The following is a 24,960-nucleotide window of genomic DNA, read 5'->3' on the forward strand; positions in this document are numbered from 1 at the left end:
TGAGCGGCTTTCTTTGCCTACTTTCTTTGCCGCCGCAAAGAAAGTAGGTGCCGCCCCGCACAGGGGCAACGCCCGCGTCCCGACGCGAATTCAAGAAAACCCCAATCCGCGGCGGGAACCGCAAAAAAATCAAGCCGCCAGCAACCCATGCGGATCAATCACAAACTTCCGCGGCGCCCCGCCATCGAACTTCTTGTAGCCCTCAGGCGCCTCATCAAGCGAAATAACCGACACATTAACGATCTTGGCAATCGGCAGCCGGTCGAACAAAATCGCCTGCATGAGGTTGCGGTTGTACTTGAGCACGGGCGTCTGCCCCGTATGGAACGTATGCGACTTGGCCCAGCCAAGGCCGAAGCGGATGCTCAGGCTGCCGTGCTGCGCGGCCACGTCGCGTGCGCCCGGATCGTCGGTCACGTACAGCCCCGGAATGCCGATCATGCCCGCAGGCCGCGTGATTTCCATCAGCGAATTGAGCACCGTGGCCGGCGCTTCCTCCGAGTGGCCCGACGCGCCATGTCCGTGCGCTTCAAACCCCACGCAATCCACGGCGCAATCGATTTCCGGTTTGCCGAGAATCTGTTCGATCTGCTCTCCGAGCGTCGCGTCTTTCGAAAGATCGACCACTTCGAAGCCCATCGCCTTCGCATGCGCAAGACGCTCGGCATTGATGTCGCCGACGATCGTGCAGGCCGCGCCGAGCAGGCGCGCCGATGCCGCAGCCGCCATCCCCACTGGGCCCGCGCCCGCGATATAGACGGTCGATCCCGGCTTCACGCCCGCCGTGACGGCGCCGTGATAGCCCGTGGGCAGAATATCGGAGAGACACGTGAGATCGCGGATTTTCGACATGGCCTGGTCGCGGTCGGGGAACTTCAGCAGGTTGAAATCGGCATACGGCACGAGTACGTATTCAGCCTGGCCGCCAATCCAGCCGCCCATGTCCACATAGCCGTAAGCGCCGCCCGCACGCGACGGATTCACATTCAGGCAAACGCCGGTATGCTGCTCGCGGCACATCGCACAGCGCCCGCAAGCTACGTTGAACGGCACGGAAACAAGGTCGCCGATCTTCAGCGTTTCGACGTCGTTGCCCACCTCCACCACTTCACCGGTGATTTCGTGACCTAGCACGAGACCGACGGGCGCCGTCGTGCGCCCGCGCACCATATGCTGGTCGGAGCCGCAGATATTCGTGCTGACCACCTTCAGAATGACACCATGGCCGATCGGGCGTCCGCCCGGATCGACCATCTTCGGATACGCGATCTTCTGCACCTCGACCTTGCCCGGCCCTTGATACACGACGCCTCGATTACCGCTCATCTCGCTGTCTCCTGTTCGATGCAGCTCGCAACGCTGCTTGCTAGTGGCGTCGCCTCGCGCAACTCCGCGCAAGACAACGATGCTTCGAGCGTAGCCTGCCCGCCGCATACGACGATGTGCAAAAAGCGACGCACCCTTGCTTTGCGCCGACATTGGGCTACGCGTCTTGCCTGCTACGGCTGCCCCCCTTCTGCCCGTATCCATTGCCGATAGTCGGCGCGTGTCCAGTCGAGCGCCACGCCCACGCGCCGCGTGCCCGGCCGGATCTTCGGCTTGTGCACCGTGAGCCTGAGCGTTTCCAGCGCGGGCCATTCGCGAAACGAAAACGCGGCCATGTCCGCCACCAGCGTTTCGAGCAGCCGCGTGTGCGGCTTGCGCCCGAGATAGTCGGCAAGGCGCGTGCAATAGCCGTCGTAGTCGATCCAGTCGCCCGCTTCACCCGTCGCGTTCTTTTCGCGCGGCATGCAGCGGTAACCGAGTTGCGCGTCGATCACGAGCGGCTGCGGACAACCGTGCTCGTGCGGATAGATGCCGATGCGCGCCGGCACGCTCAACGCTTCGACGAATACGCTCCAGCCGCGTCCGCGCGGCTCGTCGTGAGCACCGAGCGCGCCGATTGCGCCCAGCGTGCCGAGCGCCGGCTCGAACGCTGCATCGACGATCTTCATGGCGCGACCGACGCCGCGGCGTCGACCATGATGCGGCAGAAATAATCGGCGAAGCTGCGGCGCACGACGATTTCGAAGCGGTCGTCGCCCGTTGGAATCAGCACGATCGAAGCCTTGAAGTACACGCTCTGCGCGCATTGCCCCGGCTTGAAGAGGCGCGGATGCAGGTCGAGCGGGCAGCCGCGCGAGAGCACGTCGCGCGCTCGCGTGCCTTCGATCTTGATCACCGTGTTGCCGCTGCCGACGTCCACGGCCGCCGCATAGGCGCCGCCGAGCACGGCGGTGAGCGTCGCTTCGAGCACGCCGGTTTGCACCGCAGCGAGCGAACGCACGAGCCATTCGTCGGGGCCGAGCCAGAGCACGTCGTACTGGTCGCTGCGCGCGACGGTGTTCGGCGCGGGCGGCGGCTCGCAGCCCACGACGCTTGCGAACGCCGCGACGAACGCCGGGTCGCTCAATTCGCCGCGCACGTTCACGAGGTCGCGGAACGGCAGCTCGCGCATGGCGAACGCCTTCGAGGCGCGCCCCTCCTGCGCCTTGATCAGATCCGCAGCGCCGACAAGCGGCGATTCCAGGCGCACGCCGACGACGCGCTCCGCGACCGGCAGGGGGTCTTTCATTTCATTGAACATGCTGACGCACTCCTTCCGTGTCGTAGAAAATCGGGCTGGCGATCTGCGCGCTCACGCGCCGGCCATCGGCCATGGGAATCACCACGCGCTCGCCCATCTTGTTCAAGCCGCCCTTCACCACCGCGAGCGCGATGGAACGCTGCAGGATCGGGCTGTAATAGCTCGACGTGACGTGACCGATCATCGGCGTCGTGCCGTCGGGCCGCGCTTGCGCATCGGGCGCGATGATCTGGCCGCCTTCGGGCAGCACGTATTGCGCATCGTCGGTCAGCAATCCGACGAACTGCTTGCGGTTTTCCTTCGCCGTGTCCGAGCGCTTGAGCGAGCGGCGGCCGAGGAAGTCCTTCGTCTGCGAGACTAGACCGCCCATGCCAAGGTCGAAAGGCGTGACCGAGCCGTCCGTGTCCTGGCCCACGATGATGTAGCCCTTCTCCGCGCGCAGCACGTGCATCGTTTCCGTGCCGTACGGCGTGATGTCGAATTCGGCGCCTGCTTCCATCAGCGCTTCCCATACGGCGCGGCCTGCATTGGCCGGCACGTTCACTTCATAAGCCAGCTCGCCCGAGAAGCTGATACGCATGACGCGCGACTTCACGCCCGCGACCGTGCCGTTGCGATACGACATGAACGGGAACGCGGCGTTGTCGAAGTCGATGTCCTTGCACACCTTCTGCAGCACCTTGCGGCTCTTCGGGCCGACCACGGCGAACGTCGCCCAGTGGTCGGTGACGGAAGCGAGACGCACCTTCATGTCGGGCCACTCGGTCTGCAGCCAGCGTTCGAGCCACGTGAGCACGCGTGCCGCGCCGCCCGTGGTGGTCGTCATCATGTAGTGCTGCTCGCCGAGGCGCACCGTCACGCCGTCGTCGAACACCATGCCGTTTTCGTCGAGCATCAGGCCATAACGGCACTTGCCCACTTCGAGCTTGAGCCACGGGTTCGTATAGACCCAGTTGAGCAGCTTCGCGGCGTCGGGGCCTTGAATGTCGATCTTGCCCAGCGTGGACGCATCGAGAATGCCGACGCTGTTGCGCACCGCAAGACACTCGCGCTTCACGGCCGCGTGCAGATTCTCCCCGCTCTTCGGGTAATACCACGGGCGCTTCCAGTTGCCCACGTCCTCGAACTGCGCGCCATGCTGCACGTGCCACTCGTGAATGCAGGTCTTGCGGATCGGGTCGAGCATGTCGCCCAGTTCGCGCCCCGCGAACGCGCCGAACGTGACAGGCGTGTAGTTCGGGCGGAACGTCGTCGTGCCCGTTTCGGGAATCGTCTTGCCGAGCGCGCTGGCGAGAATCGCCATGCCGTTGATATTGCCAAGCTTGCCCTGGTCGGTACCGAAACCCATGGCCGTGTAGCGCTTCACGTGCTCGACCGACTCGAAGCCTTCGCGCGCGGCGAGCAGAATGTCCGCTGCCGAAACGTCGTTCTGGAAGTCGACGAATTGCTTCGGGCCGCGCGCCGCATCCTTGTGGCTGCCCACGAGCCACAGCGCCTGCAGCGGCGTTTCCTCGACCTCGGCGGCCCTGGGCACCGCGGGCCGCTTGAGCGGGAAGCCGAGCGACTTCGCCGCGTCGATGCCGCCGTCCACGCCCTGTGTGAGCGCGCGCGCCAGGCCGAATTCGCCCGCCGCCGCGCCAACGCTCACCTCCTCCTGCACGCGCTTGCCCGGCATGAAGCACGCCTTCGCGTCGCTCCAGTGCGCCTTGCCGCCCGACTGCGCAAAGAGGTGCAGGACGGGGCTGAAGCCGCCCGACACCGCGACGAGGTCGCATGCGAGCGTGGCCTGCTGCGCGCCGGCTTGCCCGTTCGTGTAGCCGACGACATCGACCGAGCTCACGCGCTGCTTGCCGTGCGCACAGTTGATGGCGGCGTTGTACATCACCTTCACGCCCTGGCGGCGGGCGGCGGCCTGCAATGCGCCGTTGCCCTGGGTGCGCGCATCGACGACCGTGACGGCCGCACCGCATGCCTTCAGGTCGAGCGCACAACGGTAGCCCGTGTCGTTGTTCGTGAACACGACCGCATTGCGGCCCGGCAACACGCCATAGCGATGGATATACGTCGATACTGCCGATGCCAGCATGATGCCCGGCAGATCGTTGTTGCCGAACACGATGGGACGCTCGTGCGCACCCGTTGCGAGAATCACGCGTTTGGCGCGGATTTTCCACAACAGCTCGCGCGTACCCTGGCGCGTGGAAACCGGCAGATGCTCGGTCAAACGCTGCGTCACGGTCACGAGATTGTGATCCTGATAGCCGAAAGCCGTGCTGCGCGACAGGATCTTCACGTCGGGCATCTGCTTGAGTTCGGCTTCGATCTTCTCGACCCAGTGGAACGCGGGACGGCCATCGATATCGGCCTTGCACGACAGCAGGCTGCCGCCCAGTTCGCGCTGGTCGTCCACCAGAATCACGCGTGCGCCGGTTGCGCCCGCCGTATGCGCGGCCGCGAGACCGGCGGGCCCGCCGCCGATCACGAGCACGTCGCAATGCGCGAAGCATTTGTCGTAGCGGTCGGCGTCGCGCACTTCGGGCGCTTTGCCGAGACCTGCGGCGTCGCGAATCTTTTCCTCGTATTTCGGCCACCATTTGCGCGGCCACATGAAGGTCTTGTAATAGAAGCCCGCGGGCAGAAAGCGCGAGAACTTCTGGTTGATCGCCATGCGGTCGTTTTCCAGGCTGGGCTCGGCGTTCACGCTCGTCGCAATGAGGCCCTGGTACAACTCGACCTCGGTCGCACGTGCATTGGGCACCGTATAGGCGCCGCGCTCCAGTTGCACGACGGCGTTCGGCTCGGCCACGTCCGCCGTCATGATGCCGCGCGGGCGGTGGTACTTGAAGCTGCGCGCGACGAAATGCACGTCGTTGGCGAGCAGCGCCGAGGCGAGCGTGTCGCCCTGGAAGCCCTGATACGTGCGGCCGTTGAACGTGAAGTTAAGCGGAATCGCGCGGTTCACGCGCCCACCGGCGCCGAGGCGGTTCTTCTGGCTCATCGCTGCGTGCTCCCTTGCTTGTTGCCTTGCGCTTCGTTTGCCGCGCCGAAGGTCTCGTAACTCTGGATCTCGTAGGTGACGGTGTCGCGCGTCGCCATGAACCAGCGGCGGCAACCCTGCGCGTGCAGCCACTGCTCCTTGTGCACGCCGCGCGGGTTGTGGCGCATGAAGAGGTAGTCGCCCCATTCCTTGTCGGTGAGCTTGTCGGTGTCGAGCGGTCGCGCGATTTCGGCTTCGCCGCCGCACGTGAACTCGACTTCGGCGCGGGGACCGCACCACGGGCATTCAATGATCAACATGTCTGGATCTCCTGTCGACCCGAGTTGGCGCTTCAGCGCCTTACTCGGGTCCCATGCAACGAAATTGCCTAGTGTGCGACAGCGGCTGCGCCGTGCTCGTCGATCAGATGGCCGGTATAGAAACGGTCCAGTGAGAACGGCGCGTTGAGCGGATGCGGTTCGTCCTTCGCAATGGTGTGAGCGAACACCCAGCCCGATCCCGGCGTCGCCTTGAAGCCGCCGGTGCCCCAGCCGCAGTTGAAATAGAGCCCTTTCACGTCGGTCTTGCTGATGATCGGGCAGGCGTCCGGCGAAACGTCGACGATGCCGCCCCACTGCCGGTTCATGCGCACGCGCGAGAACACCGGGAACATTTCGACGATGGCCTGCAGCGTGCCCTCGATGATGTGGAAGCTGCCGCGCTGGCCAAAACCGGTGTACTGGTCCACGCCCGCGCCGATCACGAGGTCGCCCTTGTCGGACTGGCTGATATAGGCGTGCACTGCGTTCGACATGATCACCGTGTTCACGACCGGCTTGATCGGCTCCGACACCAGCGCCTGCAGCGGATGGCTTTCCAGCGGCAGGCGCACGCCGGCCATGTCCGCGAGCGTCGTGGTGTTGCCCGCCGCCACCACGGCGACCTTCTTCGCCTTGATGAAACCCTTCGACGTATCCACCCCGGTCACACGCGCGCCGTCGCGGCGAATCCCTGTTACCTGGCAGTTCTGGATGATGTCCACGCCGTGCTGGTCCGCGCCGCGCGCGAAACCCCACGCCACGGCGTCGTGGCGCGCCACGCCCGCGCGGCGCTGGATCGACGCGCCCAGCACGGGGTATCGGCTGTTCAGGTTGATGGTCGGCTCGATTTCCTTGATTTGCTCGGGCGTGAGGAATTCCGCGTCCACGCCGTTCAGGCGGTTCGCATTCACGCGGCGCTCGGTATCGCGCACGTCCTGCAGCGTGTGCGCGAGATTTATCACGCCGCGCTGGCTGAACATCACGTTGTAGTTGAGGTCCTGCGAGAGCCCTTCCCAGAGCTTCATCGCCTTTTCATAGAGCGCCGCCGACTCGTCCCACAGATAGTTCGAGCGCACGATGGTCGTGTTGCGCGCCGTATTGCCGCCGCCGATCCAGCCTTTCTCCAGAATCGCGACGTTCTTCACGCCGTGCTCTTTCGCGAGGTAATAGGCCGTTGCGAGACCATGGCCGCCGCCGCCGACGATCACCACGTCGTACTCCTTCTTCGGCTCCGGGCTTCTCCACTGCCGCTCCCAGTTCTCGTGATACGACAACCCGTTGCGGAACAGACTGAATATCGAATAGCGGCTCATCTCGCGGACCCCTTGTTGCGCGTTACCATTAGCTTCCGTTAGCACTCGATGACGTTCACGGCGAGACCACCGCGCGACGTCTCCTTGTATTTCGTCTTCATGTCGGCACCCGTTTCACGCATCGTCTTGATGACGTTGTCGAGCGTGACGTAATGCTCGCCGTTGCCCTTGAGCGCCATGCGCGCGGCGTTGATCGCCTTGATTGCGCCCATTGCGTTGCGCTCGATGCACGGAATCTGCACGAGGCCGCCCACGGGGTCGCAGGTCATGCCGAGGTTGTGCTCCATGCCGATTTCGGCAGCGTTCTCCACCTGGCGAGGCGTGCCGCCCATGACGGCAGCGAGCGCGGCAGCGGCCATCGAGCAGGCCACGCCCACTTCGCCCTGGCAGCCCACTTCCGCACCCGAGATCGACGCGGTTTCCTTGTAGATGATGCCGATGGCCGCGGCCGTGAGCAGGAAGTCGGCAATGCCGTCTTCGTTTGCGCCCGCCACGAACTTCACGTAGTAGTGCAGCACCGCGGGAATCACGCCCGCCGCGCCGTTCGTGGGCGCCGTGACGACGCGGCCGCCCGCCGCGTTCTCTTCGTTCACGGCCATGGCGTAGAGATTGACCCAGTCGAGCATGGAGAGCGGATCGCGCAGCGACTCTTCCGAGCGCGAACGCAGATGCACCGAGAGATCGGCCGCGCGGCGCTTCACCTGCATCGGGCCGGGCAGTTCGCCGTGCATCTTGCAGCCGCGCTCCACGCAGGCGGCCATCGCGCGCCAGATCACGAGCAGCCCTTCGCGCACGTCTTGCGGCGAGCGTGCCGCGCACTCGTTCGCAAAGGTGACTTCGGCGATCGAGCGGCCGCTCTCGTTGCACACGCGCAGCAGGTCGTCGCCGGTGCGGAACGGATACGGCACGTCGCGTCCGCTGCGCACGCCGTTCACGCGGTCGCCGTCGCGGTTCACGACAAAACCGCCGCCCACCGAGTAGTACTCTTTTTCGACGAGCAGCTGCCCGTTTTCGTCGAAGGCCTGAAAACGCATGCCGTTCGGGTGCAGCGTATTGGCGCCGCCCATCGTCTTGCGAAAGAAGCCGACGCATTCCTTTTCGTCGAAGCGGATGGTCTGCTTGCCGAGCAGCACGAGCGTCTTCTCGCGGCGAATGGCGGCAAGGCGCGGCTCGATCTGGTCGGGATCGACCGAGTCGGGCAAGCTGCCTTCGAGGCCGAGCAGCACGGCCTTGTCGGTGCCGTGGCCCTTGCCCGTCGCGCCGAGCGAGCCGTACAGCTCGACTTTGACGCGGCGTACAAAGGCGAGCAGATTGGCGTCCTCGACGTGGGACGCGAAACGGCACGCGGCGACCATCGGGCCGACCGTATGTGAACTGGACGGACCGATTCCGATCTTGAACAGGTCGAAAACGCTGACGTTCATCTGACTTCCCTTCGCGCTGAGCGCATGGATGAGCTTGGGTACAAGTAGACCAAAGAGGCCATGGCAGCCGATAGAACAAAAACGCCATCGCCGTTGGACGGCCACGCCAGCCGGGGCCTCGGGGCGACTCCGGCGGGCGCAACGCATGCCTTTACCGCGGGTTTTCCCGAGGCTGCGGCGGATCAACGCCCTCCGCCCGCTCAGAACGAGTGGCGCAAGCCAATGCGCACGTCGGCCTGCGTCGTGGTGGAAGACGGCGTGAAGCTGTAGCCGATCACCGCGTCCACGCCCTGCGAGGCCTTGAGCCAGTCGCCCGAGAGATAGACGTCGGTGGTTTTCGAAAGCAGGTAATGCAGGCCCGCCGAAATCTGGTTCCAGTGATGGCCGTCGAAGTGGGTGTACTGGTAGCCGCCCGCCACGCTGAACGCGGGCGTCACCTGCCAGTTCGCGCCGCCCTCGCCCACCTGCATGTGCTCGCTCTCGCCGAACGCCTTGATCTGCGTGTACGTGAAAGCGCCCATCAGCGTGACGTCGCCGAGGGCATAGCTCGCGCCCGCGCCGAAGGTGGCCTGCTTGTCCACGGGGAACGGTGTCGCCGAATAGAGCGAGCTCGCTGCGCCCGTAGCCGGATCGACGCTGACGGTCGGTCTGCCAAAGAACGTGCGCACGCCGATCATGTTGTACGGGTCGAACGCGTAAATGCCCGATGGGTTGTTCAACTGTGTGTAGGCGGTGCCCATCGCGAACGGGCCGTTCTGGTACTGCGCGCCCACGCTCCAGGCGCTGCCGGTGTGGAAGTCGCCGGGCGTGTTGCTGAACGAGTACATGCCGCCGAACTGGAATCCGCCGAACGTGTTCGACATGAATTTCACGGCGTTCGGCAGATGGTCGCCGTTCATGCGGTCGAAGTCGCCCTGGTTGATCGCGTAGCCGCTCGCCCATGCCGTGACGTTGTAGAGGTAGACGAACTCCTGCGTCATGTCGGCCTGATTGCCGAACGCGAGCGTGCCCCAATCGTTCTGTAGTCCCACATAAGCCAGACGGCCGAAAAGCGAGCCGCCGTTGGCGAGCTGTCCGTTGCCGAGGTGAAAACCGCTTTCCAGCTGGAACACGGCTTTCAGCCCGCCGCCGAGATCCTCGGTGCCCTTGAGGCCCCAGCGGTTCGCCTGTGCAATGCCATCGTCGAACTTCACCTGGTGTGAGCCGCCCGCATTGCTCACATACGTCACGCCCGCGTCGACGATCCCGTACAGGGTGACGCTGCTTTGGGCGTGGCTTGCGGTCGAGACAGCGCTCAATGCCGCCGCAATGCCGCTCAGTGCCACCGCATTCAGTTTTCTCATGGTTTCGGGTCTCTCTGGTCTGGCGATACAGGTTGTCGGGCCGCGCCGGGAACGCCTGGCGCCTCGCGCGGTGGATCAAAACGTACAAGTCCAAATCTCGCCCGACTTGCGCAGACACGACATGCGCTGGCGCTGACGCGACACGCCAGCGGCGGAAAAACCCCTGTAAAACAGGCGCAATCCGTTATCTGGCGGGCCTCTCGAGGGGTTCCGGCGACGTCATCATCGGTAATCCGACGCAGACTTTGTAAAATCCGCCGATCCCGCCATTTCTACGTTTTTATTGATTGAACATTCAATAAAAAATACCTAGAGTGGAAACCTCCCCGAATCGTCCGGAATGACCATGCCCAAGATCGGAATGCGCGACCTGCGCCGCGCGCAACTCATCGACGCCACCCTGCAATCGATCGACGAGTCGGGCCTCTCCGGCACGACGCTCGCCACCGTCGCGCAGCACGCGAAGATTTCCACTGGCATCGTCAGCCACTATTTCGGCGGCAAGGACGGTCTGCTCGAAGCCACCATGCGCCATGTGCTGCACGACCTCTGGGAGGCCACGGTGCGGCGTCGCCTCGCCGCGAAAGACGAACCGCGTGCGCGCTTGCGCGCCATCGTCGCGGCCAATTTCGACGTCTCGCAGGTGAACGCGCCCGTCATGAAGACGTGGCTCGCGTTCTGGGCCGAGAGCATGCATCAGCCCGTGCTGCGCCGGCTGCAGCGCGTCAACACGCGGCGGCTCCATTCGAACCTCTGCGCGGAGTTCGAGAAGGTGTTGCCGGGCGCCGCGGCGCGGCGCGCTGCAAGCGGACTCGCTGCCTTGATCGACGGCCTCTGGCTGCGCGGCGCGCTCACGGGCGAACCGTTCGACACGAAGGCCGCGCTGCGCGTGGCCAACGACTACATCGACCTGCTGCTCGAGACGCGCGCCAAGCCGCGCTCAGGCAAGTCGGCCAAATAACCCGGCCCGGAGCCAAGCGATGTCCCTCTTTCCCCTGCAACGCCTCTTCATCGACGGCACCTACAGCGACGCCACCAGCGGCGAAACGTTCGACACCTACGATCCCGCCACCTGCACCAGGCTCGCCACGGTGCAGCACGCGAGCGCCGCCGATATCGACCGCGCCGTGCAATCGGCGCGAGCCGGCCAGCGCGTGTGGGCCGCCATGACGGCCATGCAGCGCTCGCGCGTGCTGCGCCGCGCGGTCGAATTGCTGCGCGAGCGCAACGACGAACTCGCGGCGCTCGAAACCCGCGACACGGGCAAGCCCATCGCCGAAACGCGCAGCGTGGATATCGTCACCGGCGCCGATGTGATCGAGTACTACGCGGGTCTCGCGCCCGCACTGGAAGGCCAGCAGATTCCGCTGCGCGAGACTTCGTTCGTCTACACGCGGCGCGAGCCGCTGGGCGTCACGGCGGGCATCGGCGCCTGGAACTATCCGCTGCAGATCGCCTGCTGGAAGTCGGCGCCCGCGCTTGCGGCCGGCAACGCGATGATCTTCAAGCCGAGCGAGATCACCCCGCTTTCGGCCTCGAAACTCGCTGAGATTTATATCGAAGCAGGCGTGCCGCCCGGCGTGTTCAACGTGGTCCACGGCGACGGCCGCGTGGGCGCCATGCTGAGCGTGCATCCCGGCATCGAGAAGATTTCGTTTACGGGCGGCGTCGAAACCGGCAAGAAGGTCATGGCGGCCGCGGGCGGCTCCACGCTCAAGGAAGTCACGATGGAGCTGGGCGGCAAGTCGCCGCTCATCGTCTTCGAAGACGCCGACCTCGAGCGCGCCGCCGATATCGCCGTGACCGCCAACTTCTTCAGCGCCGGCCAGGTGTGCACCAACGCCACGCGCGTGTTCGTCCATCAATCGGTGATTGCCGCGTTCGAAGCACGCGTGCTCGAACGCGTGCAGCGCATCCGCGTGGGCAACCCCGCCGATCCCGCCACCCACTTCGGACCGCTCGCGAGCGCCGCGCAGCTCGACAAGGTGCTCGGCTATATCGAGAGCGGCAAGCGCGAAGGCGCGCGGCTGATTGCGGGCGGCGCGCGCCTCACGCAGGGCGATTTCGCGCGCGGCCAGTACGTGCAGCCCACCGTATTCTCCGGTTGCCGCGACGACATGCGCATCGTGCAGGAGGAGATCTTCGGCCCGGTGATGAGCATTCTCGCCTTCGCCAACGAAGCCGAAGTGATCGCACGCGCCAACGAATCGCTGTACGGCCTGGCCGCCGGCGTCGTGACCGAAAGCCTCGCTCGCGCGCACCGCGTCATTCATCGGCTCGAAGCCGGCATTTGCTGGATCAACACGTGGGGCGAGTCGCCCGCCGAAATGCCCGTGGGCGGCTACAAGCAGTCGGGCGTGGGCCGCGAAAACGGCATCACCACGCTCGAGCATTACACGCGAATCAAATCCGTCCAGGTGGAACTGGGACCGTATCAGCCCGTTTTCTGAGGGAGTCCTGCATGGCAGCGCAAGAGTACGACTACATCATCATCGGCGCGGGATCGGCGGGCAACGTGCTTGCCACGCGCCTCACCGAGGATCGCGACGCGACGGTGCTGCTGCTCGAAGCCGGCGGTCCCGACTACCGCTTCGATTTCCGCACGCAGATGCCCGCGGCGCTCGCCTACCCGCTGCAAGGCCGCCGCTACAACTGGGCCTACGAAACCGATCCCGAACCGCACATGAACAACCGGCGCATGGAATGCGGGCGCGGCAAGGGGCTGGGCGGGTCGTCGCTCATCAACGGCATGTGCTATATCCGCGGCAACGCGCTCGACTACGACGGCTGGGCCGAGCGCAAGGGGCTTGAAAACTGGAGCTATCTGGACTGCCTGCCCTATTTCCGCAAGGCCGAAACGCGCGACATCGGTGCGAACGACTATCACGGCGGCGAAGGTCCGGTTCACGTGAGCACGAGCAAACCGGGCGTGAACCCGCTCTTCGAGGCAATGATCGAGGCGGGCGTGCAGGCGGGCTATCCGCGCACCGACGACCTCAATGGCTTCCGCCAGGAAGGCTTCGGGCCGATGGACCGCACCGTGACGGCCAAGGGCCGGCGCGCGAGCACCGCCCGCGGCTATCTGGATCAGGCCAGGCATCGGCCCAACATCGACATCGTCACGCACGCGGTGACGGACCGCATTCTGTTCAGCGGCAAGCGGGCGTGCGGCGTCGTCTTTCTCGACGGGCCCGCGCGCGTGACGCGCTACGCGCGCCGCGAAGTGCTGCTGTGTGCGGGCGCGATTGCCTCGCCGCAGATCCTGCAGCGCTCGGGCGTCGGCCCCGGTGCGTGGCTGCGCGAGCTCGACATTCCCGTCGTGCTCGATCTGCCTGGCGTCGGACAGAATCTTCAGGATCACCTGGAGATGTACATGCAGTACGCGTGCAAGGAGCCTGTGTCGCTCTACCCCGCGCTCCTGATGCGTAATCAACCGGCTATTGGCCTCGAATGGATGCTGCGCGGAACCGGCATTGGCGCGAGCAATCATTTCGAGGCGGGCGGCTTCATTCGCACGCGCGACGACGATCCGTGGCCAAACCTTCAATACCACTTTTTGCCCGTTGCGATCAATTACAACGGCAGCAATGCGATCAAGATGCATGGCTTCCAGGCGCACGTGGGCTCGATGCGCTCGCCGAGCCGCGGGCGTGTGAAGCTGCGCTCGCGCGACCCGCGCCAGCATCCGTCGATTCTCTTCAACTACATGGCAGAGGCGCTCGACTGGCGCGAATTCCGCGACGCGATTCGCATGACTCGCGAAATCATTGCGCAGCCCGCGCTCGACCGGTTTCGCGGGCGCGAGCTGAGCCCCGGCGCGGCGCTCGAGACCGACGCCGAAATCGATGCCTTCGTGCGCAACCGCGCGGAAACCGCCTATCATCCGTCGTGTTCTTGTGCGATGGGCTACGACGACATGGCCGTGGTGGATGGCGAAGGCCGCGTGCATGGCGTCGATGGCCTGCGCGTCGTGGATGCTTCGATCATGCCGCGCATCACCACCGGCAACCTCAATGCGCCGACCATCATGATCGCGGAGAAGATCGCGGACCGGATTCGCGGGCGCGAGGCGCTGGCGCGTTCGAATGCGGCGTATTACGTGGCGAACGGAGCGCCGGCGCGTGGGGCGGCTATTCCTGCACCGGATGGCGCGTCGCATAGCGAGAAAATCCGCGCGCACAGTGTGACGCTTTAAGCAACGCTGATGGGCCGGAGTCGGCGCGCAAGGATCCGCGTGCCGACTCCGGCTTTTTTTTTGGGGGGTTCGCCGAGCATTCAGCGCGCGATCAGTCCAGCAAAGAGCGCCGCGGCAGGCACACAAAAAAACGCGGCACCGCACGGGCAACCCGCCCGCACGATGCCGCCAACACCAACACTGAAGCCAACTCAGACCGAAGCGGCCAGCCAATGCGAAACCGCAATCGTCAGCGCCGCAGCAATGAGTGCGCCATAAGGCGCAAGATTCAGCCACCGGTTGCGCACCGGCACGCTCACTTCCATATCGAGCGCACTGCCCGCCGGAAACCGCCCGCGATCCTGCCAGTAATGCCGGAAAGCAAACACCGGCACGATCAGCAGCATGGCAACGAGGCCATCGCGCAGCGTCCCCTCGCCTTGCAGATCGGCGCCAGCGCCCACGAATACGAGGTTCGCATACCCGCACAGCGCGCCCAGCGCGAGCAGCCACGTCGGGCAACGAAACGGCCGTGCCCACGCGCCGCGGTCCATGCGATGAATCCAGCCCGATTGCAAATTCAGGAACACGAACAACATGTAGCAGACGTTCGAGATCGACAGCACCGTCATATAGTCCGACATCGCGAGCAGGACGAGATTGAAGCCCAGATCGGTCCACATCGCCGCCGTCGGCGCGCCGTGCTCGTTCACGCGCGAGAGGTAGCGCGGCAGCCAGCCGTCCACCGAAGCCTGATAGAGCGTGCGCGACGAACCCATCATCGACGTCATCACGATCAGCAGGATGGAGAGCATCAGCATCACCACCACCGCGTTGCCCACCCAGGCGCCGCCGCCCACCATTGCGGCCATCGCAGTACCCACGCCCGTGCCGTCGCCAATGCGCGGATCGAGCATCATCGCCGTACCCAGCGAGCCCTGAAACGCGAGCGGAACGAGCGTCATCACGACGAGGCAAAGCGCGCCCGACCAGAAGATCGCCCTCGCCGTATCGCGCCGCGGGTCGCGAAACTCGCGCGTATAGCACACCGCCGTCTCGAAGCCGTACGAAGCCCATCCCGCCATGAACATCGCGCCCAGCGCCATGACCACGCCCTGCCCGTTCCATGCGCCGAACACTGCAGCGGTGAGATTGCCGTGCGCGTCGTGCCCGAGCGGCAGCAGCGGAAAAAGATGCTTTGCGGGCGCATCGCCCGTGACGAAGGGCACGAGGCCGACGATCAACAGCGGCGTGAGCGACGCAATGCCCAGAATCTTCTGCGTTTTCGCGGCCTTCGAAGCGCCGCTATGCTGAAGCCGGAACGTGACGAGCAGGAACGCCGCGGCGATCAGGAACGTCGCGTTGATGCGCAGCGTGAGGCCTGGCTTGATGAAGTCCAGGTTGGCGAGCGTCCAGTGCCACTGCATGATGGCCGCTTCGGGCGCAAACAGTGTGGCGAGCGCGTAGTTCGCGGCGAGTCCGCAGCCCAGCGCCAGCATGGGCGACCACGCGAGCCAGTTGCACCATACGGAAACCGGCGCGATCATCTTGCTGTAGCGGACCCAGCCGATTGCCCCGTACACCGAAGCGCCGCCCGACTTGTGCGGAAAGAGCCCCGAAATCTCGGCGTAAGTCGCGCTTTGCACGAGGCCCATCGTAATCGACGCGATCCAGATGGCCCAGGCCGGCTGGCCGATGGTCGCGCAAACGCCGCCGATCGTGAACAGCACGCCCGCGGGCACGCCGCTCGTCACCCAGAACGCATCTTTCCATGTGAGACCGCGCTGTAGCGCATGGCCATGACCGCCCCATGCGGCGCTCTCCTGTGCGCCATGCGTACCGATTCCCGCTTGCTCCATCTGCCTCCTCCTCTTTTGAACGCTAATCAACCAAAATTGCTGCGCAAATAGGGATGTACCGCAGGGATGTCCGCGGCTTTCGCCGCGGACAAGGGCGCGTCAGTGCACGCCCAGCGAAGCGCGCACGGCAGGCAGGCCCGGCTTGCCGTCCAGCGTGGTCACGCCGGCGAGCCAGTTGTCGAGCACCTGCGGGTTGCTGCGCAGCCAGTCGGCGGCGGCCTTGTTCGGGTCCTCCTTGTTGGCGATCGGCACCATCAAACGGTTCTCGATGGCGGTCGTGAACTGCAGGTTGGAGACGAATTTCGCCACGTTCGGGCAGCGCGCGGCGTAGTCGGGCGGTTCCGCGGTCAGCACGCGCGCCGCGCCATAGTCAGGCCCGAACACCGCATCGCCGCCGGAGAGATAGTCGATCTTCATCTGCACGTTCATGGGATGCGGCTCCCAGCCGAGGAACACGATCCATTGCTTCTCGCGCACGGCGCGGTTCACCTGCACGAGCATGCCCGCCTCGCTCGATTCGACGAGCTTGAATTTGCCGAGCCCGTACTGATTCGCGCCGATCATCTTCTGGATCAGCGCGTTGCCGTCGTTGCCGGGTTCGATGCCGTAGATGCGCCCTTGCAGTTTGTCCGCGTATTTGGCGATGTCCTGAAACGATTTGAGGCCGCCCTGGTAGACGTAATCGGGAACGGCAAGCGTATATTTCGCGCCCGTGAGATTCGGCGTCGAGAGCACCTTGATCGAGCCCGACTTCGTGAACGGCTCGATGATCGGGTCCATGGTCGGCGACCAGTAGCCGAGAAACACATCGATCTGCTTGCTCTTGAGCCCTGCAAACGTGATCGGTACCGAGGCGATCGTCTTGGTCGGCGTATAGCCAAGCGCGCCCAGGATCGTCGATGCCACGCCCGTGGTGGCCGCGATATCGGTCCAGCCCACGTCGGCGAAGCGCACGTCCTTGCACGCGGCGGGATCGGCCGCGTAGGCGCTGGTGCAGAGCATCGCGGCGCACGCGAGCGCGCCTGTCTTAAGCAGGGGGAATCGGCACATCGTCATCTCCTCAGGAATCGAATTGCGTCGCAGGGTCATGAAGCCTCATGACACATGGTTGTCCGGCAAAAAGCCGACTAACGTAGCAATTGCGACGGGCAATTGCGCAGAAACGACAAACGATTCCAGCGAGCGCCGATGAATAGCGGCTTTAAGTTAATTGAACGATCAATATACGGTCCTATGTCGCGTTCCTTTCGTTCTGGAGATGTCATCGGTTGCCGCGAGCGCGCGTGCACCGCGCGGCATCAGCCTCGCACGCGTGGCTGTGGCCAGACCGGGTCGCGTCAGACCGGGTCGCGCCAGACCGGGTCGCGCCAGACCGGGTCGCGCGCGAATTCGACGAAGGATTTCAGGTAGTCGACCACGGCGTCGCCTTCCCGCGTGCCGAGGAAGATCTGCTTCGCGATGCCCTGCTTGCCGAGCTTCACGATCGCGAGCGGCATGCGGTCTGCGTATTCTTCCGCGAGCCAGCGCGGCAGCGCGGCCACGCCGCGGTGGCTCGCGACCATCTGCAGCATGATGTCGGTCGTTTCGATCGTCTTGTGACGGCGCGGCGTGATGCTCGCGGGCCGCAGAAACTGGTTGTAGATATCGAGCCGGTCGGTATCCACGGGATACGTGATGAGCGTTTCGTCGACGAGCTGCTCGGGCTTCACGTAGCGCACGTTCGCGAGCCGGTGGTCTTCCGCGACCACCAGCACCTGTTCGTAGTCGAACACGGGATCGAAACGCAGTCCGGGCCGGTTGAGCGGATCGGGCGTGACCAGCACGTCGATGTCATAGCCGATCAACGCGCCGATGCCGCCGAACTGAAAACGCTGCTTCACGTCCACGTCGACGTCGGGCCAGCGCGCCAGATACGGCGAGACCACCTTGAGCAGCCACTGATAGCACGGCGCGCATTCCATGCCGATGCGCAAGGTGCCGCGCTCGCCCGCGGCGTACTGCTTCATGCGTTCTTCCGCGAGTTCGAACTGGGGCAAGAGCCGCTCGGCCAGAGAGAGCAGATATTGCCCGGCCTGCGTAAGCCGCAGGCTGCGCCCCTCGCGGTCCCAGATTGGCGTGCCGAGCTGCTGCTCGATTTTCTTGACCGTATGGCTCAACGCCGATTGCGTGAGAAAAAGGGACTCCGCCGCTGCGGTCAGCGAACCCTGCCGGGCGACTTCGCGGACGATGACGAGATGAACGCGTTCGAGCATCGGGTGTCAGATGAAGAAAACTAATGGATGAATGAAATAATGCCATTTTTATTCATTCACGGATACCGCTATCATCGCCGCCACTCTGGAACGTTTTCAACACTTTCATTTCGGACGGCGCCGCACATGGTCACCACGCACAATCTCGGCTTTCCGCGCATCGGCGCGAAACGCGAACTCAAATTCGGTTTGGAGCGCTACTGGAAGGGCGAATCCTCTCTCGACGAGCTGAAGGCGCTTGGCGCGCAACTGCGCGCGCGCCACTGGGAGAACCAGAAGGGTCTCGACCTCGTGCCCGCCGGCGACTTCGCGTTCTACGACCAGGTGCTCGACATGAGCTTCACGCTCGGCAACCTGCCCGAGCGCGTGCAGGGCTTCCACGGCGACCAGCTCGACAACGCCTTTCGCGTGGCGCGCGGCCGCTCGGCCCACGGCGCCGAGGATCATGCCGCTTGCTGCGGCGGCGTCGCGGCCGGCGAAATGACGAAGTGGTTCGACACGAACTATCACTACATCGTCCCGGAATTCACGGCCGATACGCAGTTCAACCTCGACACCTCGCGTCTTTCCGGGCAACTGCGCGAAGCCCGCGAACTGGGCGTGAAGGCCAAGCCGGTGATCATCGGGCCGCTCACGTACCTGTGGCTCGGCAAGGCCAGGGACGACTCGGACAAGCTCGCGCTGCTGCCGCGCATCATGCCCGTGTATCGCGCGCTGCTCGACTATTTCCGCGTGATGGACGTCGAATGGGTGCAGATCGACGAGCCGATTCTCGTAACCGAACTCGATCCGGCCTGGCGCGCCGCGTTTGCGACGGCATATGAAGGGTTCGAGCTGCGCAGCGTCAAACTGCTGCTGGCCACCTACTTTGGACAACTCCAGGAGAATCTCGACCTCGCGTGCTCGCTGCCCGTCGACGGTCTGCATATCGACGCGATCAACGCCCGCGCAGAAGTCGCGCTGGCCGCGCAAAAGCTGCCTGGAGAATGCGTGCTTTCGGTGGGCGCGGTCAACGGCCGCAACATCTGGAAGACAGACCTGAACGCCACGCTCGACTGGCTCGAGCCGCTCGCGAAGCAGTTGGGCGAGCGCCTCTGGATCGCGCCGTCGTGCTCGCTGCTGCACGTGCCGGTGGATCTCGACAGCGAAGTGAAGCTCGACGCTGAAATCCGTTCGTGGCTCGCGTTCGGGCTGCAGAAGCTCGACGAAGTGAAGGTGCTCGCCACGGCGCTGAACGCCGGCCGCGACCAGGTCGCAGCCGTTCTCGCAGCGAACGCCGCCGCCGTTCAGGCGCGCCGCGAGTCGCCGCGCGTGAACAACCCTGCTGTGAAGGCCGCGATCGCCCGCATCGACGCGCAGCTCGGCAATCGTCAGCACGCTTACGCCGAGCGCGCCGCGAAGCAGGCCACGCGCCTGAAGCTGCCCGCCTTCCCGACCACCACGATCGGCTCGTTCCCGCAAACGGCGCAAATCCGCCAGGCGCGAAGCCAGTTCAGGAGCGGCGCGCTCGACGACGCGGGCTACCGGGCCGCCATGCGCGCCGAAATCGAGCGCATCGTGCGCGAGCAGGAGCAACTGGGCCTCGACGTGCTCGTACACGGCGAAGCCGAGCGCAACGACATGGTCGAATACTTCGGCGAGCAACTCGACGGCTACGCGTTCAGCCAGTTCGGCTGGGTGCAGTCGTACGGCTCGCGCTGCGTGAAGCCGCCCATTCTGTTCGGCGACATCAGCCGCCCGAAGGCGATGACGGTGGAGTGGATCACCTACGCGCAGTCGCTCACGGACAAGCCCATGAAGGGCATGCTCACGGGCCCGGTGACGATCCTCAACTGGTCCTTCGTGCGTGACGACCAGCCGCGTTCGGTCTCGTGCTACCAGCTCGCGCTTGCCATTCGCGAAGAAGTACTCGACCTGGAGAAGGCCGGCGTGGGCGTGATCCAGATCGACGAGGCCGCGCTGCGCGAGGGTCTGCCGCTGCGCCGCGCGCAGTGGGGCGAGTATCTGCGCTGGGCCGTGGAATCGTTCCGCATCACGGCGAACGGCGTGGGAGACGACACGCAGATCCACACGCACATGTGCTATTCGGAATTCAACGACATCATGGCTTCGATTGCCGATATGGATGCGGACGTCATCACGATCGAGACCTCGCGCTCGAACATGGAGCTGCTGGACGCGTTCGACGACTTCAGGTATCCGAACGAAATCGGGCCCGGCGTGTACGACATTCACTCGCCTAACATCCCGACCGAAGCGCACATCGTGCAGCTGATGCAGAAGGCCGCGGAGCGTATTCCGGCAGAACGCCTGTGGGTCAACCCGGATTGCGGTCTGAAGACGCGCCAGTGGGCCGAGGTGATTCCTGCGTTGACGAACATGGTGGCTGCCGCGAGGACGCTGCGCGGCCAGGTGCAATAAGTCGGCGAAGCGCATGCTCTCTTACCAACCGTTACACAAGCGAAGCAATCGTTTCACCTGAACCGCGAGTGACTTCATAGAATTCCTCTGACCGTTGAGCAGCAAGGCGCCACGCCATAACGGTCCCGCGCAGGGCCACACGAAAATCCGCATCACGTGCGGCGCTGCGCGCGCAATCGATACCAACTACGCAGAAAGGAGTTCAGATGACTCGCCTCTCGCTTGCCTCGCTCATCGCGGCTTCGGCCGCCAGCCTTTGCGCCGTTACGCTGAGCGCCCATGCGCAGACCCCCGCGCCCACAGCAAATGCAGCGGCGGCTGCCTCGACTTCGGCCGCACCCGGCAAGCTTCATGAAGCCGACAAGGCCTTCATCGCGGACGGCACGCAAACCGTCGCCACGCAGCGCGATGCCGCGCGCATTGCCGACTCGCGCTCGACCGACCGCGAAGTGAAGGCCTTCGCGGAAAAACTGGTGGCCGACTATTCGAAGCTGTCCGACTCGATGCGCGCGGCGAGCCCGCGCGGCGTGGACGTGCCGCGCAACGACCCGGATGCGGCGGTCATCAGCAGCATCAACACGCTGCGCGGCGCGGACTTCGACAAGACGTATATCGAGCAGGTCGCGCTGGCCGGCCAGCAGAAGACGCTCTCGGCGTTCCAGGCGGAGATCGCCTCGGGCCGCGACGCGGGCCTCAAGAAGGCCGCCACGGAAGGCCTGCCGGTGATCCAGGCCGACTACGCGAAGGCTCAGGAACTCGCGAAGCGCAAGCATCTGGCAGGTTGATGACGATGTGATGGGCGAAGGGGCCGGCCGCATGCGCGCCGGCCCCTTCGCTGTCTACTCTTCCTTCTTTTCGCCGGCAGCGAGGGCGAGCCGCTCCATGCGTTGGTCGGGCACGAGCCAAAGCAGTGCGACGAAGAAGTAGAAGATCGCGCCAATGCGCGGATAGTCGAGCGCCGCGAGCGCAAACCCCGCCAGATAAAGCACCGGTGAGATCTTGCCCTTCACGTCGTTGCCCAGCGCGATGGCGAGCGGACTTTGCGTGCCGTGATAGCGCACGAGCGTAAATTGCAGCACGACATAGGCCAGCGCACAGAGCAACAGGTTGACGCCGTAGAGCGCGGTCGGCCAGCGCCCGAATTCGTTCTCGCCCATCCAGCCCGTGGTGAACGGCAGCAGCGAAAGCCAGAACAGCAGATGCAGGTTGGCCCAGAGCACTGAGCCGTTCACGCGGCGCGCCACCTGCAGCATGTGGTGATGGTTGTTCCAGTAGATACCCACGTAGATGAAGCTCAACACGTAGCTCAGATAAACCGGCCAGAGCGGCGCGAGCGCAGCCAGATCGTCGCCATGCGGCACCTTGAGTTCCAGCACCATGATGGTGATGATGATGGCGAGCACGCCATCGCTGAATGCTTCGAGTCGGTTTTTTTCCATCTGCGCAATCGGCCTGCAAGGGATGTAAGGCAGACGGGAAGTATGGCCGAAGTCGCCGCGCGATGCCACCTATGCGCCGGGGCTTTGCAGTTGCGCAGGTTGCGCCACACGCGGCGTGCGTTCCTGACCTATGATGGCCTTGGGCGCCCCGCCCGGCCGCCCGCCTCGAATCATGAATTCCACGACCTCCGCAACCCGCCGCCGCCCCGGGCATCCTGACCGCCCCGAGCGCCACGTGCCCGTCTGGGACCTGCCCGTGCGCCTCTTTCACTGGCTGACCGTCGTGCTCGTGGCCGCCGCTTACATCACGCAGCGCATGAACTGGATGCAGATGCACGTGCGCCTCGGCGAGACGCTGCTCGCGCTCGTGCTGTTTCGCATCCTGTGGGGATGCTTCGGCAGCGAGACCGCGCGCTTCTCGCGCTTCGTCGCTTCGCCGCGCAAGGCGATCGAGCATCTGCGCCATCTGCTGCGGCGCGAGCCCGACGTCCAGGTGGGCCACAACGCGGCGGGCGGCTGGATGGTGCTGCTGCTGCTCGCGCTGCTGCTGGGCGAAACGCTCACCGGTCTCTACGACAACAACGACATCGCCGACGAAGGCCCGCTCAGCGAAATCGTGCCCGCAAAGATCGCCAATGCGATAGCCGGCCTGCACGCGTGGGGCTGGGATCTGCTCGCGGCGGCGGTCGTGCTGCACGTGTGTGCGATTGCCGTCTATGCGCTCGTGAAAGGCCACAATCTGGTCGGCCCGATGGTGAGCGGCAAAAAACGCCTGCCTGCTTCGGTGCGCGCGCCCGCGCGCGGGTCGCTGTGGCTCGCGGCCTTGCTGATGGGGCTGTCGTGCGTCGTGGTGGCGCTGCTCGCCGCGTATCTTTGATGCCGCTTGTGCGGTGTAAGGCCCACGCGAAGCCCGCACAACGCGTAAAATCAGCGGCTCTTTTTCACTCGACAAGAATCATCGATGGCTACCTACCGCGAATTGCTCGCCCAGAAGCGCGAACTCGACGAGCGCATCGAAGCGGCGCGCGCCGAAGCGGCGCACGAGGCGCTGGCCAGCGTGCGCGCGGCAATCGCCGAATTCGGCTTCACGCCCGACGAGGTGTTCGGCAAGCCGCGCCGCGAGAAGACCGCGCGCCGCACCCGCAACGCCGAAGGCAACGAAGGGAAAAAGCGCGAGCGCGCCAATCTGGACCTGTTCGGCGACAACAGCTGATCGACCGCCCGCGCCCTTCACAAGCACACAGGGCCGCAAGGACCCTGTCGCAAGCCATGCCGCGCGCCGGCTGGCACGAGCATGGCGCAAACACCGCAAGCGTCACTGCGCGCCGAGCTTCCTGATCAGCACGGTCAGGCGCGGGCGGCGACGATCTCCACCCAGTTCGCGCCGTTGCCGCCCTCGCCGCGCGACAGGAGTGTGAGCGCGCCGCTCGCCGCATCGATCGTGTAGACCGACACGTGCCGCGATTTTTCTCCGCACGCCACGAGAAAACGGCCCGTCGGGTCGATGCGAAAACCGCGCGGCTGTGTTTCCGTCGCGCTCGCGCCCACATATTCGAGCGCGCCATCCTGAGAGACACGCAGCGTGACAATCTGGCTCGTCGTGCGCTCGGACACGTAGACGAAGCGCCCATCGGGCGAGACGTGGAGATCGGCGGCCCAGACGAGCTTCGCGAGCACGGCGGGGTCGGGCTGCACGGGGTCCGTGGGGCTCGGGCGCGCAAAGCCGTCGTTCAGATGCGCGAGCACCGGAGCGCGCGGCGAGACGTGCAGCGCCGTGAGCTTGCCCGTGGCGGCGTCGCGCGCGAAAGCCGCCACCGTCGCGCGGAATTCGCTCAGCACGTACAGCACGTCGCCGTTGGGCGAAAAGCGCAGATGCCGAGGACCGAAGCCCGCGCCGAGATCGACCGCGCCGAGATCGGCGAGGCGCCCCACGTCTTCCAGCGCGAAAGCCAACACGCGGTCGCTGCCGAGCGACGATGCATAGGCGAAGCGCCCGTCGGCGGAAACGATCACCGCGTGCGCGTGCTCGATGCCGCCGATCACCTGCAGCGGCGCGCCACGCCCGTCCTCGAGATCTTTCGCGCCATACAGGCTCACGCGATGCTCGCCGTACGAGGCGCCCAGCAGGAAACGCCCCTGCGGCTCGGCACACAGATACGCGAGGCTCGATTCGATCGGCGTCTGCACGCGCAGCGCGAGACTGCCGCTTTGCGCGTCGATGACGTAGTCGTTGATGCGCTTGTCCGCGCCGCGCGTAGCCGCGTAGAGGCGGCGGCGATCGGGCGAGAGCGCCATCGGCATCACGTTGTCCTGCGCAGCCACGCGCGCTTGCGGCGTGAGTGCGCCATGGCGCGCATCGAGATGAAACACGCCGATGTCGCCGTCTTTCGAATTCGCGACGTAGACGAAGAAGCCTTCGGGGTTCGGCTGGCTCATGGTGTGGGTTTCCTTCTCGATTGAGGGTTGCGCCAGGGTCGGGCCAACGACGTCGAAGCAAGCAGGCCGCGATCACGAGCGCGACGGCAAGCCAGAACGTGGCTGCGTAGAATCGTGAACTGAATGGCGCACGAATGCCATGGCGGCAGCCACGATGCCCCACGTGCCCATGATGCGCGTGCGCCATACTTTTGCATGAGGATGTTGGACGGCACCTCGAAGATCGCATAGCCCACAAAGAACAGCCCCGCGCCGAACCTGGTACGTTGTCCGACGACATCCAGGCTTGCCCCGCTGAGGGAACCAACGCCGCATTTACCCCGCTTCAGAACGGGAATCATAGTTGAAAAGGCTTGATTTTGTGCGCATGCGGCGC

The 24,960-nt window shown here is 64.9% G+C and carries 20 protein-coding genes and 1 pseudogene; 7 read left to right on the plus strand and 14 right to left on the minus strand.

Annotated elements, in window-relative coordinates:
- Positions 1-129: 129 nt before the first annotated feature.
- The 8 genes from fdhA to C7411_RS12775 form a co-directional block, all read right to left on the minus strand.
- The gene (gene fdhA / locus C7411_RS12740) at positions 130-1,326 is read right to left on the minus strand and encodes a formaldehyde dehydrogenase, glutathione-independent (protein WP_110384657.1); all 1,197 of its coding nucleotides are present in this window, start codon (positions 1,324-1,326) and stop codon (positions 130-132) included.
- 173 nt (positions 1,327-1,499) lie between these two features.
- Entirely contained in the window at positions 1,500-1,994 is a 495-nt protein-coding gene (locus C7411_RS12745) for a dihydroneopterin aldolase (RefSeq protein ID WP_110384658.1), read from the minus strand.
- Positions 1,991-2,626, minus strand: a complete 636-nt coding sequence (locus C7411_RS12750; protein WP_110384659.1) for a sarcosine oxidase subunit gamma — start codon at positions 2,624-2,626, stop codon at positions 1,991-1,993. Before C7411_RS12750 ends, C7411_RS12745 begins: the two co-directional genes overlap by 4 nt.
- The gene (locus C7411_RS12755) at positions 2,616-5,624 is read right to left on the minus strand and encodes a sarcosine oxidase subunit alpha family protein (RefSeq protein WP_110384660.1); all 3,009 of its coding nucleotides are present in this window, start codon (positions 5,622-5,624) and stop codon (positions 2,616-2,618) included. The genes C7411_RS12750 and C7411_RS12755 overlap by 11 nt, the downstream gene beginning before the upstream one ends.
- Entirely contained in the window at positions 5,621-5,923 is a 303-nt protein-coding gene (locus C7411_RS12760) for a sarcosine oxidase subunit delta (RefSeq protein WP_110384661.1), read from the minus strand. The genes C7411_RS12755 and C7411_RS12760 overlap by 4 nt, the downstream gene beginning before the upstream one ends.
- Before the next feature lie 68 nt (positions 5,924-5,991).
- Positions 5,992-7,236, minus strand: a complete 1,245-nt coding sequence (locus tag C7411_RS12765; protein ID WP_110384662.1) for a sarcosine oxidase subunit beta family protein — start codon at positions 7,234-7,236, stop codon at positions 5,992-5,994.
- Between the two features lie 38 nt (positions 7,237-7,274).
- Positions 7,275-8,660, minus strand: a complete 1,386-nt coding sequence (locus tag C7411_RS12770) for an L-serine ammonia-lyase (protein ID WP_110384663.1) — start codon at positions 8,658-8,660, stop codon at positions 7,275-7,277.
- Positions 8,661-8,860: 200 nt separating this feature from the next.
- Positions 8,861-10,003, minus strand: coding sequence for a porin (locus C7411_RS12775; protein ID WP_110384664.1), 1,143 nt, complete (start codon positions 10,001-10,003; stop codon positions 8,861-8,863).
- A 346-nt stretch (positions 10,004-10,349) separates the two neighbouring features.
- Between C7411_RS12775 and betI the strand changes: the two genes are divergently transcribed.
- From betI to betA, 3 genes are read left to right on the plus strand one after another with little or no spacing between them, the layout of a single operon-like run.
- Positions 10,350-10,964 carry a transcriptional regulator BetI gene (gene betI, locus C7411_RS12780; RefSeq protein ID WP_110384847.1) on the plus strand — a complete coding sequence of 205 codons (615 nt, stop codon included), beginning with the start codon at positions 10,350-10,352 and terminating at the stop codon, positions 10,962-10,964.
- 19 nt (positions 10,965-10,983) lie between these two features.
- Positions 10,984-12,453: a betaine-aldehyde dehydrogenase gene (betB, locus tag C7411_RS12785; protein WP_110384665.1), complete on the plus strand. Its 1,470-nt coding sequence runs from the start codon at positions 10,984-10,986 to the stop codon at positions 12,451-12,453.
- A gap of 11 nt (positions 12,454-12,464) precedes the next feature.
- Positions 12,465-14,198 (plus strand): choline dehydrogenase, encoded by a 1,734-nt coding sequence (gene betA, locus C7411_RS12790; protein WP_165822797.1) that lies wholly within the window; start codon positions 12,465-12,467, stop codon positions 14,196-14,198.
- A 191-nt stretch (positions 14,199-14,389) separates the two neighbouring features.
- Here betA and C7411_RS12795 read toward each other — a convergent pair whose 3' ends face one another.
- The 3 genes from C7411_RS12795 to C7411_RS12805 all read right to left on the minus strand — a co-directional run bounded on the left by C7411_RS12795 (position 14,390) and on the right by C7411_RS12805 (position 18,288).
- Positions 14,390-16,036, minus strand: a complete 1,647-nt coding sequence (locus tag C7411_RS12795; protein WP_110384666.1) for a trimethylamine N-oxide permease — start codon at positions 16,034-16,036, stop codon at positions 14,390-14,392.
- Positions 16,037-16,135: 99 nt separating this feature from the next.
- Positions 16,136-17,038, minus strand: coding sequence for a choline ABC transporter substrate-binding protein (locus C7411_RS12800; protein ID WP_243413144.1), 903 nt, complete (start codon positions 17,036-17,038; stop codon positions 16,136-16,138).
- 335 nt (positions 17,039-17,373) lie between these two features.
- Positions 17,374-18,288 carry a LysR family transcriptional regulator gene (locus C7411_RS12805; protein ID WP_110384667.1) on the minus strand — a complete coding sequence of 305 codons (915 nt, stop codon included), beginning with the start codon at positions 18,286-18,288 and terminating at the stop codon, positions 17,374-17,376.
- A gap of 126 nt (positions 18,289-18,414) precedes the next feature.
- On the opposite strand from C7411_RS12805, the gene metE reads away from it, so the two are divergent.
- The gene (gene metE / locus C7411_RS12810; RefSeq protein WP_110384668.1) at positions 18,415-20,709 is read left to right on the plus strand and encodes a 5-methyltetrahydropteroyltriglutamate--homocysteine S-methyltransferase; all 2,295 of its coding nucleotides are present in this window, start codon (positions 18,415-18,417) and stop codon (positions 20,707-20,709) included.
- Positions 20,710-20,915: 206 nt separating this feature from the next.
- Positions 20,916-21,494, plus strand: a complete 579-nt coding sequence (locus C7411_RS12815) for a DUF4142 domain-containing protein (protein WP_110384669.1) — start codon at positions 20,916-20,918, stop codon at positions 21,492-21,494.
- 54 nt (positions 21,495-21,548) lie between these two features.
- On the opposite strand, the gene C7411_RS12820 is transcribed toward C7411_RS12815, so the two are convergent.
- Positions 21,549-22,148, minus strand: coding sequence for a TMEM175 family protein (locus C7411_RS12820; RefSeq protein ID WP_110384670.1), 600 nt, complete (start codon positions 22,146-22,148; stop codon positions 21,549-21,551).
- A gap of 172 nt (positions 22,149-22,320) precedes the next feature.
- On the opposite strand from C7411_RS12820, the gene C7411_RS12825 reads away from it, so the two are divergent.
- Together C7411_RS12825 and C7411_RS12830 are read left to right on the plus strand one after the other, a co-directional pair.
- A complete protein-coding gene (locus tag C7411_RS12825) occupies positions 22,321-23,025 on the plus strand; it encodes a cytochrome b/b6 domain-containing protein (RefSeq protein ID WP_110384671.1) in 705 nt (234 codons plus the stop codon).
- A gap of 84 nt (positions 23,026-23,109) precedes the next feature.
- Entirely contained in the window at positions 23,110-23,361 is a 252-nt protein-coding gene (locus C7411_RS12830; protein ID WP_110384672.1) for an H-NS family nucleoid-associated regulatory protein, read from the plus strand.
- Between the two features lie 134 nt (positions 23,362-23,495).
- Here C7411_RS12830 and C7411_RS12835 read toward each other — a convergent pair whose 3' ends face one another.
- Both C7411_RS12835 and C7411_RS12840 read right to left on the minus strand, forming a co-directional pair.
- On the minus strand, positions 23,496-24,584 hold the full coding sequence (locus C7411_RS12835; RefSeq protein WP_110384673.1) for a lactonase family protein: 1,089 nt from the start codon (positions 24,582-24,584) through the stop codon (positions 23,496-23,498).
- Positions 24,585-24,663: 79 nt separating this feature from the next.
- Positions 24,664-24,841: pseudogene (locus tag C7411_RS12840) on the minus strand (MFS transporter); the annotation flags it as partial.
- Between the last annotated feature and the right edge of the window lie 119 nt (positions 24,842-24,960).

The organism is Paraburkholderia silvatlantica (assembly GCF_003096715.1).
Taxonomy (GTDB): Bacteria; Pseudomonadota; Gammaproteobacteria; order Burkholderiales; family Burkholderiaceae; genus Paraburkholderia; species Paraburkholderia silvatlantica.

Coding starts and splice junctions, on each gene's coding strand:
- fdhA (WP_110384657.1), bottom strand. CDS start 1,326: ATGAGCGGTAATCGAGGCGTCGTGTATCAAGGGCCGGGCAAGGTCGAG.
- C7411_RS12745 (WP_110384658.1), bottom strand. CDS start 1,994: ATGAAGATCGTCGATGCAGCGTTCGAGCCGGCGCTCGGCACGCTGGGC.
- C7411_RS12750 (WP_110384659.1), bottom strand. CDS start 2,626: ATGTTCAATGAAATGAAAGACCCCCTGCCGGTCGCGGAGCGCGTCGTC.
- C7411_RS12755 (WP_110384660.1), bottom strand. CDS start 5,624: ATGAGCCAGAAGAACCGCCTCGGCGCCGGTGGGCGCGTGAACCGCGCG.
- C7411_RS12760 (WP_110384661.1), bottom strand. CDS start 5,923: ATGTTGATCATTGAATGCCCGTGGTGCGGTCCCCGCGCCGAAGTCGAG.
- C7411_RS12765 (WP_110384662.1), bottom strand. CDS start 7,236: ATGAGCCGCTATTCGATATTCAGTCTGTTCCGCAACGGGTTGTCGTAT.
- C7411_RS12770 (WP_110384663.1), bottom strand. CDS start 8,660: ATGAACGTCAGCGTTTTCGACCTGTTCAAGATCGGAATCGGTCCGTCC.
- C7411_RS12775 (WP_110384664.1), bottom strand. CDS start 10,003: ATGAGAAAACTGAATGCGGTGGCACTGAGCGGCATTGCGGCGGCATTG.
- betI (WP_110384847.1), top strand. CDS start 10,350: ATGCCCAAGATCGGAATGCGCGACCTGCGCCGCGCGCAACTCATCGAC.
- betB (WP_110384665.1), top strand. CDS start 10,984: ATGTCCCTCTTTCCCCTGCAACGCCTCTTCATCGACGGCACCTACAGC.
- betA (WP_165822797.1), top strand. CDS start 12,465: ATGGCAGCGCAAGAGTACGACTACATCATCATCGGCGCGGGATCGGCG.
- C7411_RS12795 (WP_110384666.1), bottom strand. CDS start 16,036: ATGGAGCAAGCGGGAATCGGTACGCATGGCGCACAGGAGAGCGCCGCA.
- C7411_RS12800 (WP_243413144.1), bottom strand. CDS start 17,038: ATGCTCTGCACCAGCGCCTACGCGGCCGATCCCGCCGCGTGCAAGGAC.
- C7411_RS12805 (WP_110384667.1), bottom strand. CDS start 18,288: ATGCTCGAACGCGTTCATCTCGTCATCGTCCGCGAAGTCGCCCGGCAG.
- metE (WP_110384668.1), top strand. CDS start 18,415: ATGGTCACCACGCACAATCTCGGCTTTCCGCGCATCGGCGCGAAACGC.
- C7411_RS12815 (WP_110384669.1), top strand. CDS start 20,916: ATGACTCGCCTCTCGCTTGCCTCGCTCATCGCGGCTTCGGCCGCCAGC.
- C7411_RS12820 (WP_110384670.1), bottom strand. CDS start 22,148: ATGGAAAAAAACCGACTCGAAGCATTCAGCGATGGCGTGCTCGCCATC.
- C7411_RS12825 (WP_110384671.1), top strand. CDS start 22,321: ATGAATTCCACGACCTCCGCAACCCGCCGCCGCCCCGGGCATCCTGAC.
- C7411_RS12830 (WP_110384672.1), top strand. CDS start 23,110: ATGGCTACCTACCGCGAATTGCTCGCCCAGAAGCGCGAACTCGACGAG.
- C7411_RS12835 (WP_110384673.1), bottom strand. CDS start 24,584: ATGAGCCAGCCGAACCCCGAAGGCTTCTTCGTCTACGTCGCGAATTCG.